The following is a 16,322-nucleotide window of genomic DNA, read 5'->3' on the forward strand; positions in this document are numbered from 1 at the left end:
AGCTTTCAACGGGTAGAGCGACGGGGACTCCCGCATTAATTAATAGACAATGCTTATCCCAGTCACACTGATTTATCTCAATCACATTATTGAGATAGTGACTGAGATATACAAGTTCTCCGCATCCATATATGGGATCTCAAAAACTTAGTTTTTACTGGAACTAAGCCATTTTCACTAGGACAGTTTTCTTATTCAACGCGGAATTATTTCACTCGCTATCTCAGTCATTTTGACTGAGATAGGCATGCAAATATCAAGATTGCGCCGATAACGCCCGTTATGTCGGTTTCTGCTCCAGCGTTCTGTATTGGGCAAAATCTCATTCATCAATGCAGGCTCCTCCGAATTCACGCCATTCAGAGAGGGCATTGTGATGAGGGATTTTGATTCGTTGAAGATTGCCGTTGCTGGTACCGGTTATGTGGGTTTGAGCTTAGCTACGCTTTTGGCTCAGCATCATCAGGTTACCGCGGTGGATATTGTTCCTGCAAAGGTCGACATGATCAATGCCCGTAAGTCCCCGATTCAAGATGACTACATCGAGAAGTACTTCGCGGAGAAGAAGTTGGACCTCACTGCCACGCTCGATGGCGAGAAGGCCTACGCGGATGCCGATTTCGTGATTATCGCCGCGCCGACCAACTACGACAGCACGAAAAACTTCTTCGACACCTCCGCAGTGGAAGCCGTCATCAAGCTGGTGATGAAGGTCAACCCGGACGCGATCATGGTCATCAAGTCCACCATCCCGGTCGGCTACACCAAGTCCATCCGTAAGAAGACCGGTTCCAAGAACATCATCTTCAGCCCTGAGTTCCTGCGCGAATCCAAGGCTCTGTACGACAACCTGTACCCGAGCCGCATTGTGGTCGGCACCGACCCGCAGGACGAGCACCTCGTGGAGGCCGCCCACACCTTCGCCAAGCTGCTGCAGCAGGGTGCCATCGAGGAGAACATTCACACGCTGTTCATGGGCTTCACCGAGGCCGAAGCCGTCAAGCTGTTCGCCAACACGTATCTGGCATTGCGCGTCTCCTACTTCAACGAGCTCGACACCTACGCCGAGTCCAAGGGCCTGAATACCCGCGAGATCATCGACGGCGTGTGCCTCGACCCTCGCATCGGCACCCATTACAACAACCCGAGCTTTGGCTACGGCGGCTACTGCCTGCCGAAGGACACCAAGCAGCTGCTCGCCAACTACCAGGATGTGCCGGAAAACCTTATTCACGCCATCGTGGAATCCAACGTGACCCGCAAGGACTTCATTGCAGACAGCGTACTGAAGAAGGCCGGTTATTACGGTTACAGCGGCAACAACGAGTTTGATGCTTCCGATGAGAAGCCAGTGACCGTGGGCGTATACCGCCTCACCATGAAGTCCAACTCGGATAACTTCCGTCAGTCCGCCATCCAAGGCGTTATGAAGCGCATTAAGGCTAAGGGCGCAACCGTAATCGTCTATGAGCCCACGCTGGAGAACGGCACTACATTCTTCGGTTCCGAAGTGGTCAACGATCTTGACGAATTCAAGAAGCGTAGCGACGCGATTCTCGCCAACCGCTACAACTCCTGCCTCGACGACGTTGAAGACAAGGTATATACGCGCGATCTGTTCCGCAGGGACTAAACGAACTGAGTGGTAAGAATTATGACTAAACCATTAGTAAGCGTCATTATCCCTACCTATAAAAGGGCTGATCGTATTAATCATGCGGTGGATTCCGTTGTCGCTCAGACTTACGGAATCGAAAATATCGAAGTCATCGTGGTAAGCGATAATAAAAAGGAATTCCCGGAGTATGCGGATACCGATCGCAAACTGGAGGAGTATCAGCAGTTGCCGCATTTCCAGCTAATCCACACTGCCGGTGGCACCGGCGGTGGTGCGGCGAGAAATTACGCATGCAAATATGCGACGGGTGAATATCTAGCATTTCTGGATGACGATGACGAGTTTTTACCGGACAAGATAGAAACTCAGGTCCAGTTCATGCAATCTAATCACTTGGATATGTCGTATCAGGATGTGTCTTGGTACGACTTCAATTCCAAGAAGCTGGTGGAACATCGCCGTCTTAACCATGTAACAGATTTCAGCAAAAAAGGTCTGCTGCAAGCTCATATGGTTACGCCCATTGCTCCGACTGCGATTTATATGCTTACCAAGCAGTTGTTTGATCAGACTGATGGCTTTGGAGAAGTACCCGTTGGGCAGGACTGGTTCTTGATGCTTCGTTGCATCGAGGCAGGAGCCAAGATTGGCTATATGCCAGAGGTGCATGTGCATCAGTATTTATATGATGGCGAGAGACTTTCTCTAGGCACCAACAAGATTAATGGTGAGAACAACCTGTATAAGGTTCGCCAATCGTATTTCCCTATACTGACTCCAGCCCAACGGAAATATGTGAAATTCCGCCATTATGCAGTACTTGCGTTTGCCTGCAAACGAAGTAAACGATGGGCAGAGGCTATTAAATACGCGTTGTGCGCGGTTGTTTCCTCTCCTATGTACTGCCTGAAAGAAGCTCCTAAGTATTTCGGTAAGGCAAAGAAGGCGTAGTATGTCTACTTTGCTGTTGCTTACTAAGCATTTCCCCTACAATCAAGGGGAAACTGCTGCGGAATCTTATCTGGAAACAGAAATAACATATCTGGCAAAATCCTTCGATAAGGTTTTTGTGGCAGCTACTGAAGCTCCTGTAGACCGGGATTTGACATGCGCGCTACCAGCCAATGTGGAGTCTGTCTCATTGGGATGTGTTCAAAGTAAATCTCAGAAAATTAGGGCAGCGGTACAAGGCCTGTGCATTCCTGTTGCTGGAACAACTAGTGAGAAGGAGGCTGCTCGTTCTGAACACGGATTGAGCACGTCTCGTAAATTGTTCCAGTTATATTTCATTGCAAAAGCGCAGCAAAAATATAAGCGACTGCAACGAATACTGGCTGATAGAGGAGTGAATCCCACTCATCTGTATAGCTTTTGGTTCTTTGACACCGCATTGGTTGAGGCTTGGATGCTGCAGCAGTTTCCAAATGCAATAGCAGTGAGCAGGACTCATCGCTACGAACTCTATGCAGAACGCAACAAGCTGAACTATTTACCGTTGCGTGAATATCTGCTGAATGCCATGAACGCGGTGTTGCCCTGCTCGCAAGATGGTACATCGTATCTTCAGAAGCGATATCCGAAATATTCCGAGAAATTGCATACATGCTATCTCGGTACACGTGAACTTCCTGATAAGAGCGCCGAGATAGAAGGACAGGTTTTTCAAGTAGTCAGCTGTTCTCGTGTCGTACCGGTTAAACGGGTGTCTTTACTTGCGCAGGCAATGAAAATCCTCGATCAGCAGGAAAACATTCATGTGCGGTGGACGCATTATGGTGATGGCTCAGAACTGGATGCAGTGAAGTCGATTGCTTCGTCGTATAGACATGTGCAGGCTGTTTTTCCAGGTAATCTCGCAAATTCTGCACTCTTGAATGAGTACGGGGATAAACATATTGACCTATTCGTCAATGTGTCTTCTTCTGAAGGTTTGCCAATATCCATTATGGAAGCCAGCGGCTGTGGAGTTCCAGTATTGGCTACTGATGTGGGTGGTACTCACGAAATTGTCCAAAGCGGATATAACGGAGAACTGCTCGATGAACATGTTGATGCGCGGACAGTTGCCGCAAAAATCTATGCATACATAAGCCTGCCAAGAAGCCGAAAAGAACAGTATCGAACAGCAGCCAGAGAGATGTGGAAGGAACATTTCCGGACTGCAAGCAATGTGCAGACACTGCTGCAGAAAATGCATCAGTGAACGGCTTTATAGAAGACAGCAAAGGAATTTGATACCATGGGCAATCAACTATTGCAGAAGCTCACACTCTTGAAACGTTGGAGCAAAATCCTATCTGGGAAAACAGCAGTGGCTGTTGAACAAGGAATCGGCAAAGCGTTTTCAACTGAGAAAATAGCAGGTTATTATAACGATTTAACTGGTAAAGTTTCCGATACAACGTTACTCGATGATCAAGGTGTTCCTGTAACGGTTATTGCAGGTGGCGATCACCGGCATTTCCCTATTGCTATTTTTCAATACGCATTAGGTAGCTATGACAAATTCTTGTTGACAAAAGATCAGAAATATTTGACTTCATTTAAGTCTTGTATTGACTGGGCGATAGCACATCAACGTGAGGATGGATCTTGGGATGCGTTTTCGCCAATCGGTAGTGTGAAATATACCGTTTCTTCGATGGCACAAGGTGAAGGCGCATCGGTTTTGCTACGAGGATATGTGCAATATGGAGATGCAAAGTATTTGGACAGTGCTCGCAAAGCTATTGATTACATGCTGGTTCCTCTTGACAAAGGCGGAGTATCCATCCACGAGAACGGACGTCTCTATCTGGAAGAATACCCACAAAGTCCACGACGTAGTGTTTTAAATGGATGGATATTCTCGTTATTTGGTCTTTTTGATTTATCTCTCATTGATAAAAGTTATACCAACTATTTCCAGCAATCAGTAAAAACTCTTGCTGAAGAGTTGGATCAATATGATACCGGTTATTGGAGCTACTACGATCTTGAACATCGTATTGCATCTCCTGCGTATCATAAGCTGCATATTGCCTTGCTGTCGGTAATGGCTCAACTCAGCGATTTACGCATATATGCTGAATACGCGGCGAAGTTTGAAAAATATCAGAATAGCTCTGTTAATAAATATCATGCTATTGCAAGAAAAGTAATTCAAAAACTGTCTGAAAAGTCAGATGCGGTGATTGTACAATGAAAATTGTTGAGGTAATGCCTGAATTTGGCCTAGCTGGTGCTCAGCGAATGGCAGAAAGTTTGATACTTGGATTGTCTGAGGCTGGACATCAAGTGTATGCGATCAGCTTGTTTTCGGAAGAAACAAGTATTACGGAGAATTTGCATAAGCATTCCGTTCCTGTATATTTTCTCGGGAAGAAAGCAGGATTGGATTTAAGTATTTTTATCAAAGTATTTAAAGTACTGAAAACAATACAACCTGATGTAGTGCATACTCATAGATATTGTATGCAATATGTAATTCCTGCTGCACAATTATTGCATATTAAAGTTAAAGTGCATACAGTTCATAATATTGCTGAAAAAGAGGTACCCGAAAAACAGCAAAAGTTGAATAATTGGTTCTATCATCATTGCGATGTTGTGCCTGTGGCAATCAGCCCAGTTGTTCAAAAGAGCATTGTAAATAGGTATCATTTGCAAAACAATGATGTTCCGTTGATCTATAACGGTGTGACTAGAAATTATGTACATGTTGCCAATGATTGTGACATCTTTAATTTCTTAAATATAGCTAGATTTGAACCACAGAAGAATCATCGAATGTTGATTGAATCCTTTAAAAAGGTTCATGATGTTCATCCTAAGACGCGATTAACATTAGTTGGTGATTATTCGCTTGGTGGATCTAATGCAGAATATAATGCTGTTATAGCGCTTATCAAGCAATATAAGCTTGAAGATAGCGTCGAATTAGTGGGCGCAGTTGATGATGTCGCTCCATATGTGGAGCGAGCTGATGCATTCGTTCTTCCTTCGCGGTATGAAGGTTTCCCTATTACGCTTATTGAAGCGTTCTGTGCCGGTTTGCCTGTGGTGTGCACTGCGGTAGGCGGAGTACCAGATATTGTGTCGAATGAGGAGAACGGTCTACTGACCAGTGTTGATGCTGGTGAATTTGCTCATGCAATGATTAGGTTGGTCGAAGATGATAATTTGCGCATGACACTATCTGAGCATGCTCAGCGTGATAGTCGTAAATATTCGCAAGACTCAATGACCGATGCTTATCAGGTTTTGTTCGAAAAGCTTATTGCCCGATAACGAGTGGTGCCATGACTGTTGCAAATCAAGTTCGTGATACGCAAATTCCGATTGCTGTTAGAAAGTCTGTATTTTTAGATAATTTCACCACTATAGTATTAATTATTAGTGTAATCTGTATTTTTACTTTTAATAATGATACGACTGGTATCGGTAAAACAGCAACAAATTTGCTGATGATCGCGTTTATGGGTTGTGAGCTGCTTTGTGTTGCTGTTCGTAGGTGTGTTGTTGTTCATCCCGTAAATCTTCTATTTGCTCTATTCCTCTTCATATGTATGATGTCGCTGTTGTGGACGGCAGATGTTGATCTTACGATGACTCGTACAACGAGCTTGGCAATCATGGCATTGTTCATGCTATGTATTTTCAACTACATTTTTTTAGATGTTCGAAAGATTGATTTTCGCATTAATGTATTGATACGCACCATTGTCATAGCCTCGGCTTTTGCTTCGATTTATCTCCTATTGAATTCTGATTGGAGTGCAGGCGGTAGAACGAATGATGTAATTGGTGATGCGAATCAGGCGAGTGCTTATCTTTCGTATGCGTTGCCGCTGTCAATGTACGCAATGTCAAAGAAGCTACTGCCTAAATTGGTCTGTGTCCTTCAGATGGTTGTAGTGTTCGCATCTGTTATTGTTAGTGCATCTCGAACCGGGTTGATGGTTTGCATTGCAGGTGTAGCTCTTTATGTTTTTATCCGTTCATACCAGCGAGGGCTTCTTTCGCCGCGAAGTATTGCGCTCATAGTAGGTGTAGCCGTAGGTTGTGTAGCTCTGTTCCAATATGTGATGACCAATCCACAGGCCTATGAAGTGATTGGACGTAGGCTTCAGTCAATTGTAGACATTATGAATGGTCGCGATTCGCAAATGAATGAGGGATCATATTTCGAAAGAAAACGTCTCCTTGAGTTGGCTATCGCTTTGTGGCAAAGCCATCCGATGTTTGGTGTGGGTGCCGATGCATACGCGCATTTTGCAGCTGTTGGAATTCGAAATACATTCAGTCATAACGACTATATGCAAATATTGTCTGGTGTGGGAATTGTTGGATTTATTCCTTACTATGCGCAGCATGTGTATATATTGAAAAACGGGGTTCGTCTGCGTGGCTCATTGCAAGTAATGGTACTTGTCATGATGGCGCAATTATTATTCTTTCATTTCTTTGTAGTTTTCTACTACCAAAAACTAGAGATTATTTATATCGTTTTGCTTATTGCTATGTCTACTAATATGAAATCAAAAAATAGCTGGTATTTGAATTTTAGTTGATTAATGAGGCTTCCGTGAATAAGTATTTAAATCTATTAACGAATATTGGTGTTTTTGCTCTCAATGCTTTTGCAACACGACTAATTACCTTTTTATTGGTCCCTTTATATACATATTATCTTACGACAGCTGAATATGGTATAACTGATTTATCGATTGTAGTATTGAGCGCTTTTTTCCCAATCGCTACACTATGTTCAGCTGATGCGGTATTGCGTTTTGTTGTAGATAAAACCGATTCAACTGAAAAAACCATTTCATTTGGTTTATTCATGATTGTATTGAGTACGCTGGTCGTTGCTTGCTGTTTACCGCTTCTTGATTTAAGTTTTTTTGGTGGGCTTGGAAACTATAAATTATATTTCTTGTTGTATTATTTCTTTAATTCGTTGCAATGGCTGGGTGGATCAGTCGCTCGAGGCCTGAATCAAATAAAACTTACCACAGTTTCCGCTGTCGTATCATCGTTGACTACAGCTATTGGTGTTGTAATTCTTATAATGTTCCAAGGCCTAGGCGTCGATGGTTATTTCATTTCAGTGATACTTGCAAATCTATTTGGATCACTGATTTTTATTATTGGTGGTAGGCATTATCAGTACTATGCTCCTATTCATTGGAGCAAGGATAGAGCACTCATAAAACGTATGCTTGCATACTCGATTCCACTAGTCCCTAACTCTCTGTTTTGGTGGGCTAACACTAGTCTCAATCGATTCTTTATAACAGGCATGATTGGCATTGGTGCTTCTGGTCTTTTTGCGGCTGCTAGCAAAATTCCAAATTTTTTGAATCTATTTAGTAACATATTCCAACAAGCATGGCAGCTGTCTGCATTTCAGGAGTTTAAGAAACAAGGAGTTGAACGTTTCTACTCGTTGATTCTGCGTGTGTTTCATTCAGGTATGAGTATTATTGCAGCTATATTGATTCTTTTGGCGCAACCTCTTGCTCTAATACTTTTACAAAAAGACTTTTATTCTGCTTGGGTTTATGTACCATTCCTGCTTGTTTCGTTTTTCTTCTCGGCATTAAACTCATTCATGAGTGCATTTTATAGTGCGAGTATGAAAACGAAATCGCTATTTGTTGATACTGTTATTGGTTTGGTTATTTGTGTGGTACTTACCTGGTTGCTTATTCCTCCCTTAGGTTTGTATGGCGCTTCTATCGCGATGATTGCAAGTAATCTGTTTGTATATTGCGCTCGTGTCTTTGGTGTGCGCAAGTTTATTGATATCAAAGTCAATTGGCTTTTGATTTTTGCAATTGACTGTTTGCTGCTTACGCAGTCTATTGTTGCCACATTTAATTTCTCTAATTACTTGATTATTGAAATCATAATTTTTGTGTTGCTCGGTGTTTGTGTTCTTTTGGATCTGGCACCTGTTGCTAGTCGTGTCTTCCTGAAATCTTCAGGGAAGTATTCTTCTTCAAAATAGAGGAGGGAAATTGATTCCTAAGAATATCTTTTTGGTTTTAAACAAGTTGCATGTTTCGTCTCTTATTTATCAATTGTCGAATCTGTTTTCCTTAAAGTCCCGTAAGGATGAGCTACCTTTGCGCCCTAAGCAGGTACTAGCTGATCTTGATTCTCCAGTTATCTCCTCGCCTAACGGCAATATGTGTGATGAGTTACATCCCGGTCTTTCTGTTGTTGTTCCTGCGTATAATGTTGAGAATTATATAATTGATTGTCTTCAATCTATTACTTCTCAATCCATTGATGTTCCTATTGAAATAATTGTCGTTGATGATGGTTCTACAGATAAGACTGGTGAACTCATTGATGATTTTGCTGTAAAGCATTCATGCATTTCAGTTATTCATCAGAAGAATCGAGGTTTATCTGGAGCTCGAAACGCTGGATTAGCTGTTGCGCAGCGTGAATACGTGGCATTCGTTGATTCTGACGATGTTCTTCCACGTAATGCGCTGCAGTCATTGCTCGATGCTTTTGATCCGGATCAATATGACTATATTTCAGGGTTGTGGTCGTCCATGTCGGGGAATGGGGCGAATATAAAACTCGCCGAAACGACGCGTACCCACGGTGCTCCTTGGGGGCGTATCTACAAGCGCCAGATTTGGGATGATATTTCTTTCCCTGAAGGGCTTTGGTTCGAGGATTCTGTTCAAGAGTACTGTGTTGCTACTCGCTATCGTGAGCAATTACTTGCTCGATCCGTTTACAACAGGCGTCAACGTAGTACTTCCATAACGCATATCGCAACGAAAAACTATAAATCTCTGGATTCATATTGGATCGTAGAAGAGATGTTGCAATGGTGTAAGCAGCTTCATATACCGTTTAATCAACACTTATATGAACTCACGGTTCGTCAATTTGGACCGTTGCTATATTGGAGGACGCTCCTTCTGAATGATGATCAACGTAGAGCTTTATTCGCCTGCTGTTGTGATTTGCTGGCTTCGTATAAAGAGTTTGATGAATATGCGGTCCAAGGGAGTGATGCGTTTATGGCGCTTGAACATTCTCTGCGATCAAGAAACTATCAACTTTGGGAACGTGTTTGCTTGCTGCGTAAGAATGCAGACTACTCATTATCGATATAGTAAAACAGTGCATATAAGAAAAGGATAATAATGCGTACCCCCCCCCCTATCGCGCCATGAAAAAAATAGGAACTCAAGTATAGAGTTATTAAGAATCATAGCAATGTTTATGATTCTTGAGAGTCATTTCGTAATTCATAATGATTATGATTTCTCGCAAATTCCTATAGGCTTCGAGAGGTTTTTCCTTGTTGTATTTATGGCTGATGCTGGCAAGATAGGGGTAGTTGTTTTCTTTACAATCTCTGCTTGGTTTCTTATTGATAAAGAAGTTGCACTTTATTCTTCATTAAAGAGACTTTGGATTTTAGAAAGAGAAGTTCTATTTTATAGTATAATTTTAGGGGTAGTTTATTATTGTACTGATTTAATTGGAACAAAGGTACTTGCAAAGAGCTTTCTGCCCCTATTGACTAATACTTGGTGGTATGTGTCCGCATATGCACTGTTCCTTGTTTTTCTCCCATTTGTTTTATCTGGTCTTCGTCTTCTGGGTAAAGAAAAGCATTTGTCGTTAGCTGTTATTTCGCTAATTCTATTGGGAGTATTGCGGTATATTCCAGGTTTTCCTGCTGCGGATGACTCGTATGCCACATTTATATTGTTGTTTATAGTTATTTCAGCTTATAAATGGTATTTTAAACCCTTGAATATTGTTAAGTCCGTTTTATGTATAATAATCGGTATTTGTTTTATGATTCTAAGGTTTAGCGTTTTCGATGCCGCTTATATGTTTTCTGGTTTTAACAAGCCCGATGCCTTTGGCCAGGTTTACGTGTTTCCTGTATTAATGGTCGGCTTTGGCTTATTCAGCTTGTTTAATCAAATGACTTTCCATAGCAAAGTCGTTAATCGGATTGCTAAATCTGCTTTTGCTGTCTATCTTATTACCGACTATCCGGCATCAGAACAACTTCTCTGGGGACGTCTATTTGATTTAGAGCATTTATATCAGTATTCTTTTGCAATTATAAAGATGTTGATAATATTGTTTTGTATTTATTTAATATGCACTGTTGTGGATTTCATGAGGCAATTTATTTTCGCTTTTTCAATTGACAGAAATCCTGGGCATTTATTTGATATATTCACTAATTCTATAGTGTCTTGTCGGCCTTATATGAGATTGCGTAGATTCATACTTTCTGCTATGCGAGATAGTATGGAACGGACGAACCGGAGTCTTTAAAACTCAGCCTGAATAAAGCATTCCGTATGGGTTATCGAGTATCTGTTATTAAAGAAGAGCTGCCGATTAAGGCAGCTCTTCATGCTCTGTTGCGTTAGACAGTGTGATTTCAGGCGGTCTTCTTACGGCCGCGGCGCTTCATTGTGCCAGCGGTAGCGGCAGCGGCATCGAAGATGACGGTCTTGTTCTCCGGATATGCGGCTCCATTTACAGAAGCATAGGATACCTCGCCTTCTGGAGCTTCAGGCAACGTGAAGAAGGCTTTCACGGCTTCCACCAGAGTGGCTTCCTTGATGCTTACGGATCCTGCCTTACCGTCCACCTTGCTGAACTTCACAGCATTATCAGCCTTTGCGGTGGTTGGAGTTACGGCAACCTGCTTGGTCTTCTCGTTGATGAGTACCTTCACATAGGCAGGGGTGCCTATCACTTCGGCAGTAGCCTTGTTGAAACGAATGGCGGAATCGGTGACGGTAAGCACGGTCTTACCTACCGGCTTAACCAGTTGAACCTCTTCAAAACCCTGGAGCAGAGAAGCCATAATTAATCCTCCTGAATTTACAGTTACTATTCAAGAAATAATTGTAATGGCATAATCAGAAAAATAGTTTCAGAGGTTTGTTTTTACTGCCTCTCAGTCAGTTTTGCTGATTGTCCGTCCGCAATTAAGGTCGGACTTCGTCCGTATTTTATCGGCTCGACTATCGTCTCGCACATTGCCTACAAACAGCTCTGCTGTTTGCTTAGCTGCAATGTCCTGGTGAGGGACGCCAGAGAATTTGCCGAGTCAGGGCCCAAACCATTAATGGGATAGCGGCGAACGCATAACCCTCAAATTGAATGTACAAATATGCCAACAGAATCAGCCAGCACATAGTCAGTTTATTCCATGTATGGAATCGGCTGATAAATCTCAACGTAATAATAAGAAACGCAACAAACCCAATAATACCGAATTCGGTAATGAAATTCACATACGAGCACATGGTCCAAACGGTGTCTGGCGTAATGGAGTCATACCAATGAGTGGCGTTGGTCGCATCGGTATGCATCATGCTAAGAACATGTGCTGCCATATTTGCGCCTTCATGAGTAGCTGAAGCGATATTTCCAGCGCCAAAGCCGGTAAGTAATGTCCACGGGTGGATAATCATTCCGCACAGTGGAGCCAGTGGCTGCCAAATACGCATGAAGAATGAGCCATCGCCTTCCATTCCGTTATGCATGATGGAATCTAGACGAGAATTAATCATGAAACTTGCGATGGCAATAACGCCGAAGCAGATAAATTGTGTGATTCCTCTGCGCCTTTGCTGTTGATTGTGCCAATGTGTTTCGATTACGATGACAGCAATTAACGCCACCAAGGAATCTAGCACAATACGGGTGCCTGAACCCATCAGCACGCTGCCTGCGGCAAATACCGCAATAAGATGCTTTAATCGTTGCGCAAAAATACGATCGCGAATGCACATAAACCAAAATAGTGGAAGCAAAATGCCAAACAGGTGCATGCCGATATAGCTAGGCTCCGCAAATAAAAATTGTGGTCTACCGCCTACTCCGCCCCATCGTGCGTTCATATATGAGCGGTACATCAGATGAGTAAAGAACCCTTGCACGCTGCCCAATTGCAATCGAATTGCCAGCCACTGCACTACACCCACAGCAAATGCAAACCAATAAGTGGCCAGCACAATGCGTACCGATTCCTGCCAGTTCAACTGCTTATGCACAAAAGCAATATCCAGCGCAGCAAGCGTGGCTGGTACAGCAATCACGCCGGTCAACGACATAACAACCGCATTATTATGCAATCCAAAAACAACCCAGCTTGGCATAGAAAGCAAAACAAGCACTACCGGCAGCAGCATGAATGGCGCATAGCGATGCGCTGCCAAGCGAAGCAGACGAGGATTCGCCGCACAGTAGGCAACAAGCAGCCACGGACTTATCGGAGTCCAGAACGGCTGGAAGAAACCAAGCACCGTGCCATCAATGGGCAAGGTCACCAATGCTAGGAAAAACAGGTAATCAGAATAGTCGCGTGGAGTAAAGAATCGGGGGAGCTGCATCGGGGGAGTAAGCGCTGCCATACCACGCGAAATTGATGCCGTATTATGCGTGGACGAATTCGCGAACATCGTGGAAGATGCAACAGGCTCTGGTGTCTGAACAGCTTGCTGAACGGGATATTTAGCAGTGTTTACGCTGTTTTTAGGCATGCTTGAATCGTTCACTCATTCCCCTCCTTGTGTGCTCTTGCGTACTCTAGCAACACAATGTGCCGGCAATGTGCAAAAACCGTGGTGATATCGGCTGAGATGTGTCATAACCACGTTTTTCCTTAAAAGGGGGTACACGATGACTGCTAGGATTCATGGTGTTTGCAACCCATCAGGATGTGTAGAGGGAGAAGCGGTTGGTTTCCGCAGAGAATAACGAACAACAAAATCAAAGCGTTGCGGACTCCGCCGCGGCGCAGGCCGAAAATGGCATCACCATCATGGATTTGCTGCGAATCATTCGCAAGCATGTTATTTCCGTTATTGTAACGTTCGTAGTGGTGTTCGCCGCAGTGTGCGCATACACGCTGCTCACTCCGCCGAAGTACACGGCCACCTCGCAGGTGTTTGCTACGTTCAGCGCGTCAGACTCCACTAGTTCGCAGGGTAACTTTAACGACATCAACAACGCTGGCTCCTATATTTCGAACCAGATTAAGTCGTACCCGACTCTGGCCACTACCGAGTCCGTGCTGCAGCCGGTAATCGATCAGCTGGGATTGAGCAGCACGGTCAGCCAGCTCGCGGGGCAGCTCACCGTCACCAACCCCACCGATACCGCTTTCGTGAACATTTCGGTGGAAGATACGAATCCTAAGGAAGCCGCGGACATTGCCAACGCGGTGGCCAAGTCCATGAAGACCGTGGTGGAGGATTCCCTATACTCCTCCGGCAACAAGTCTCCGGTCACGCTTTCCGTGGTGCAGCAGGCTCAGGAGCCGTCTGGTCCGAGCAGCCCGAAGATCACACTGAACATGGCCATTGGCATTGTGGGCGGTCTGATTCTCGGTATTATCGTGGCTCTGCTCAAGGATCTCTTCTCCACTCGTATTGAGGAAGCGTTCGAACTGCAGGAATACATTGACGCCCCGATCATGGGCCGCATTCCCGAAGACGACCTGCTCAAGGGCGAGGTTCCGGTGATTATCGCCAAGCCGAGCAGCCCGATTGCTGAAGAGTATCGTCGTGTTCGCACCAACTTGTCCTTCACCGCTCCGGTTGAGGGCATGTCTTCTCGTCTGATTGTTATGTCTTCCACCGGCCCCTCCGAAGGCAAGACCACGAGTGCGGTGAATACCGCTGTGGCTCTGGCGGAAAACGGTGCCAAGGTGCTGCTCGTAGATGCCGATCTGCGCCACCCGTCTGTGGCCAATCGTTTGGGTCTTGAAGGCAACGCGGGCCTGACCCATGTGCTCTCCGGCCAGGCTTCCGTGAAGGATGTGGTTCAGCGCTACTGGAAGCCGAACCTGCATATTATGCCGGCAGGCCCGAAGCCGCCGAACGCTTCCGCTCTGCTGAACTCTCCAGTTATGAAGGAACTGCTCAAGCAGGCGCTTGCACAGTACGATTACGTGCTCGTGGACACCTCGCCGCTGGTGGTGGCCAACGATGCCTACGTGTTCGGTGCTATGGGCAATGGCATTGTGATTGTGTCTGGTCGTGACGTGACCGATAAGCGCGATTTGCGCGATATTGCCGCTCAGTTGGATACGCTGAACATTTCGGTGAACGGTTTCATCTTCAACTATGCGAAGGATTCCAAGAAGGATTACTCGAGCAAGTACAACAACTACTATTACTACGATGATGATTCCAACTCGGGCAACAAGAATAGTAGGAATAAGAAGCGTCCGAAGCGCAGTGCACCTCGCCGTGCTGCTGTGAAACGGTAGGTTCTTCGAGCTCGATAGGAAAAGCGGCCGAAGGCCGCGGGGAAATTGGAATCGACGTAAGTCGATACAATTTATTTCCCGCGGCCTTCGGCCGCTTTTCTACTACCCCTCAGTCAGCTTCGCTGACAAGGGGAGCCGAGCGTAGGAAGGGAGCCAAGGCGTGGGAGCCAGAGTGTGAGGAACAGGGGAAGCTGGTGACTACGCAGTGGCTTTGGCGATGATGGTCAGAGCCTGGCAGATTTGATCGTAGGCCTTCTGGAACACCGAAAAATCACGATGATGCGGATCTTCGATATTCAGTGGTACAGGCAGCATTGGGCGAATCATGGAAGCGTTGTCAATAACTGATTCCAGTTTTTCCTCACGCGTGCCGCCTTCGATATAACCTTCTTTGGCGCAATAAGCGCACATGTTGGCAAAATCAGCCAATAGGAAGGTCTTGCGAGCCGCCAGCGGTGCGATGGTAGCAATCTCCTGACGCTGATGAGTTTCAAAGCACAGAATCAAATCGGATTCATTAGCCAGTTGCGGAGTGATGCGCTTGGATCGAAAGGCGCTGGAATCAATGCCGGCCTGCGTCATAAGTTTTGCGCTGGAAGGGTCGATTGGATGATCGATGAGACCGCGGGTGCCGGCGCTGTCAGCGGTGATAGTGGAATCGCTCAAGTAGTGGGGGAGCAGCAGTTCGCCCATAGGGGAGCGGCAAATATTGCCGGTGCAGACGAAAAGAATCTTCATAATCCCGATATACCTCGATTACTTTGTTAAACGGTGACTCGGAAACGTAGCTAAGCATAGAAAAGACCCTGAGGAAACCTCAGGGTCTTGTACGTTAAATCAGCTCAGCGCCGAAAGATTCAGCGAACGCTGGTCTTGCGGACGGCGAACAGAGCAACGCCAGCGGCAGCCAGCAGCACGACGGCCACAGCGTACGGAGCCACGGAAGCACCGGTGTCAGCAGTGGTAGTCTCACCGTTGCCGGTAGCCGGAACGGTAGCGGTAGCGGTGGTCAGCACCTTGCCGCTAGCGTCAGACAGCGTAGCGTTAACCTGAGTGCCAGCAGCAACACCGGCCTTCAGGATGAACTTAACCTTCAGGGTGCCGTTGGCGTCGGACTTGAAGGTGCGGGAAATGACCTGCTGAATATCCTGAACAACGGCGTCATCAGCGGAAACGGTGTAATCGGTGTTTGCAGCCAGACCGGTGAAGGTGAACACGACAGTGTTGCCCTGAACGTCGCCGGTAGCGCCGTAGTGGGTGTCAACGGCCAGAGCGGTGTTGGCAGCGAAGCCGAAGCCCAGAACAGCAGCGATGGTGGCCAGAACAGCCATAATCTTCTTCTTCATATCAATAACCTCCTTATAAGGGTGGAATACACCCTTGAAGTACATCTCGCAGTAGGCTTTGTAAGCCTTATCTCCCTGCGCT

General features: G+C 45.4%; 14 protein-coding genes. 10 read left to right on the plus strand and 4 right to left on the minus strand.

Translation table 11 applies throughout. The features are described 5' to 3' along the window. Positions 1-394 precede the first annotated feature (394 nt). The 9 genes from BISA_RS07910 (at position 395) to BISA_RS07945 (ending at position 10,936) form a co-directional block, all read left to right on the plus strand. Positions 395-1,633: a nucleotide sugar dehydrogenase gene (locus tag BISA_RS07910; protein ID WP_162832221.1), complete on the plus strand. Its 1,239-nt coding sequence runs from the start codon at positions 395-397 to the stop codon at positions 1,631-1,633. Between the two features lie 21 nt (positions 1,634-1,654). Then, the gene (locus BISA_RS07915) at positions 1,655-2,569 is read left to right on the plus strand and encodes a glycosyltransferase family 2 protein (protein ID WP_033891278.1); all 915 of its coding nucleotides are present in this window, start codon (positions 1,655-1,657) and stop codon (positions 2,567-2,569) included. Between the two features lies 1 nt (position 2,570). After that, entirely contained in the window at positions 2,571-3,821 is a 1,251-nt protein-coding gene (locus tag BISA_RS07920; RefSeq protein WP_033891279.1) for a glycosyltransferase, read from the plus strand. A gap of 36 nt (positions 3,822-3,857) precedes the next feature. Next, positions 3,858-4,802 carry a D-glucuronyl C5-epimerase family protein gene (locus BISA_RS07925; RefSeq protein WP_051917417.1) on the plus strand — a complete coding sequence of 315 codons (945 nt, stop codon included), beginning with the start codon at positions 3,858-3,860 and terminating at the stop codon, positions 4,800-4,802. After that, positions 4,799-5,887: a glycosyltransferase gene (locus BISA_RS07930; protein WP_034535216.1), complete on the plus strand. Its 1,089-nt coding sequence runs from the start codon at positions 4,799-4,801 to the stop codon at positions 5,885-5,887. Before BISA_RS07925 ends, BISA_RS07930 begins: the two co-directional genes overlap by 4 nt. A gap of 11 nt (positions 5,888-5,898) precedes the next feature. Beyond that, the gene (locus BISA_RS07935) at positions 5,899-7,170 is read left to right on the plus strand and encodes an O-antigen ligase family protein (RefSeq protein WP_033891281.1); all 1,272 of its coding nucleotides are present in this window, start codon (positions 5,899-5,901) and stop codon (positions 7,168-7,170) included. A gap of 14 nt (positions 7,171-7,184) precedes the next feature. Next, complete coding sequence (locus BISA_RS07940; protein ID WP_033891283.1) at positions 7,185-8,612, plus strand: oligosaccharide flippase family protein; 1,428 nt, start codon at positions 7,185-7,187, stop codon at positions 8,610-8,612. Between the two features lie 10 nt (positions 8,613-8,622). Continuing rightward, positions 8,623-9,747 (plus strand): glycosyltransferase family 2 protein, encoded by a 1,125-nt coding sequence (locus tag BISA_RS12585; RefSeq protein ID WP_081890067.1) that lies wholly within the window; start codon positions 8,623-8,625, stop codon positions 9,745-9,747. Positions 9,748-9,826: 79 nt separating this feature from the next. Then, positions 9,827-10,936: an acyltransferase family protein gene (locus BISA_RS07945; protein WP_272945248.1), complete on the plus strand. Its 1,110-nt coding sequence runs from the start codon at positions 9,827-9,829 to the stop codon at positions 10,934-10,936. A gap of 109 nt (positions 10,937-11,045) precedes the next feature. Here BISA_RS07945 and BISA_RS07950 read toward each other — a convergent pair whose 3' ends face one another. Continuing rightward, positions 11,046-11,477, minus strand: coding sequence for a hypothetical protein (locus BISA_RS07950; protein ID WP_033891285.1), 432 nt, complete (start codon positions 11,475-11,477; stop codon positions 11,046-11,048). 202 nt (positions 11,478-11,679) lie between these two features. Next, positions 11,680-13,176 (minus strand): hypothetical protein, encoded by a 1,497-nt coding sequence (locus tag BISA_RS07955; protein ID WP_152597286.1) that lies wholly within the window; start codon positions 13,174-13,176, stop codon positions 11,680-11,682. Positions 13,177-13,358: 182 nt separating this feature from the next. Between BISA_RS07955 and BISA_RS07960 the strand changes: the two genes are divergently transcribed. After that, complete coding sequence (locus BISA_RS07960; RefSeq protein WP_033891287.1) at positions 13,359-14,894, plus strand: tyrosine-protein kinase domain-containing protein; 1,536 nt, start codon at positions 13,359-13,361, stop codon at positions 14,892-14,894. A gap of 198 nt (positions 14,895-15,092) precedes the next feature. Here the strand turns inward: BISA_RS07960 and BISA_RS07965 are convergent, their stop codons facing one another. Together BISA_RS07965 and BISA_RS07970 are read right to left on the minus strand one after the other, a co-directional pair. After that, positions 15,093-15,632: an arsenate reductase/protein-tyrosine-phosphatase family protein gene (locus BISA_RS07965; RefSeq protein ID WP_033891288.1), complete on the minus strand. Its 540-nt coding sequence runs from the start codon at positions 15,630-15,632 to the stop codon at positions 15,093-15,095. A 119-nt stretch (positions 15,633-15,751) separates the two neighbouring features. Then, complete coding sequence (locus tag BISA_RS07970) at positions 15,752-16,240, minus strand: hypothetical protein (protein ID WP_033891289.1); 489 nt, start codon at positions 16,238-16,240, stop codon at positions 15,752-15,754. Positions 16,241-16,322 lie beyond the last annotated feature (82 nt).

The sequence above is a fragment of the Bifidobacterium saguini DSM 23967 genome (assembly GCF_000741715.1).
Classification (GTDB): Bacteria; Actinomycetota; Actinomycetes; order Actinomycetales; family Bifidobacteriaceae; genus Bifidobacterium; species Bifidobacterium saguini.

Bases quoted from the DNA above. Each gene is read 5' to 3' on its own strand.
- BISA_RS07915 (WP_033891278.1), top strand. From the start codon at position 1,655: ATGACTAAACCATTAGTAAGCGTCATTATCCCTACCTATAAAAGGGCT.
- BISA_RS07920 (WP_033891279.1), top strand. From the start codon at position 2,571: ATGTCTACTTTGCTGTTGCTTACTAAGCATTTCCCCTACAATCAAGGG.
- BISA_RS07925 (WP_051917417.1), top strand. From the start codon at position 3,858: ATGGGCAATCAACTATTGCAGAAGCTCACACTCTTGAAACGTTGGAGC.
- BISA_RS07930 (WP_034535216.1), top strand. From the start codon at position 4,799: ATGAAAATTGTTGAGGTAATGCCTGAATTTGGCCTAGCTGGTGCTCAG.
- BISA_RS07935 (WP_033891281.1), top strand. From the start codon at position 5,899: ATGACTGTTGCAAATCAAGTTCGTGATACGCAAATTCCGATTGCTGTT.
- BISA_RS07950 (WP_033891285.1), bottom strand. From the start codon at position 11,477: ATGGCTTCTCTGCTCCAGGGTTTTGAAGAGGTTCAACTGGTTAAGCCG.
- BISA_RS07965 (WP_033891288.1), bottom strand. From the start codon at position 15,632: ATGAAGATTCTTTTCGTCTGCACCGGCAATATTTGCCGCTCCCCTATG.
- BISA_RS07970 (WP_033891289.1), bottom strand. From the start codon at position 16,240: ATGAAGAAGAAGATTATGGCTGTTCTGGCCACCATCGCTGCTGTTCTG.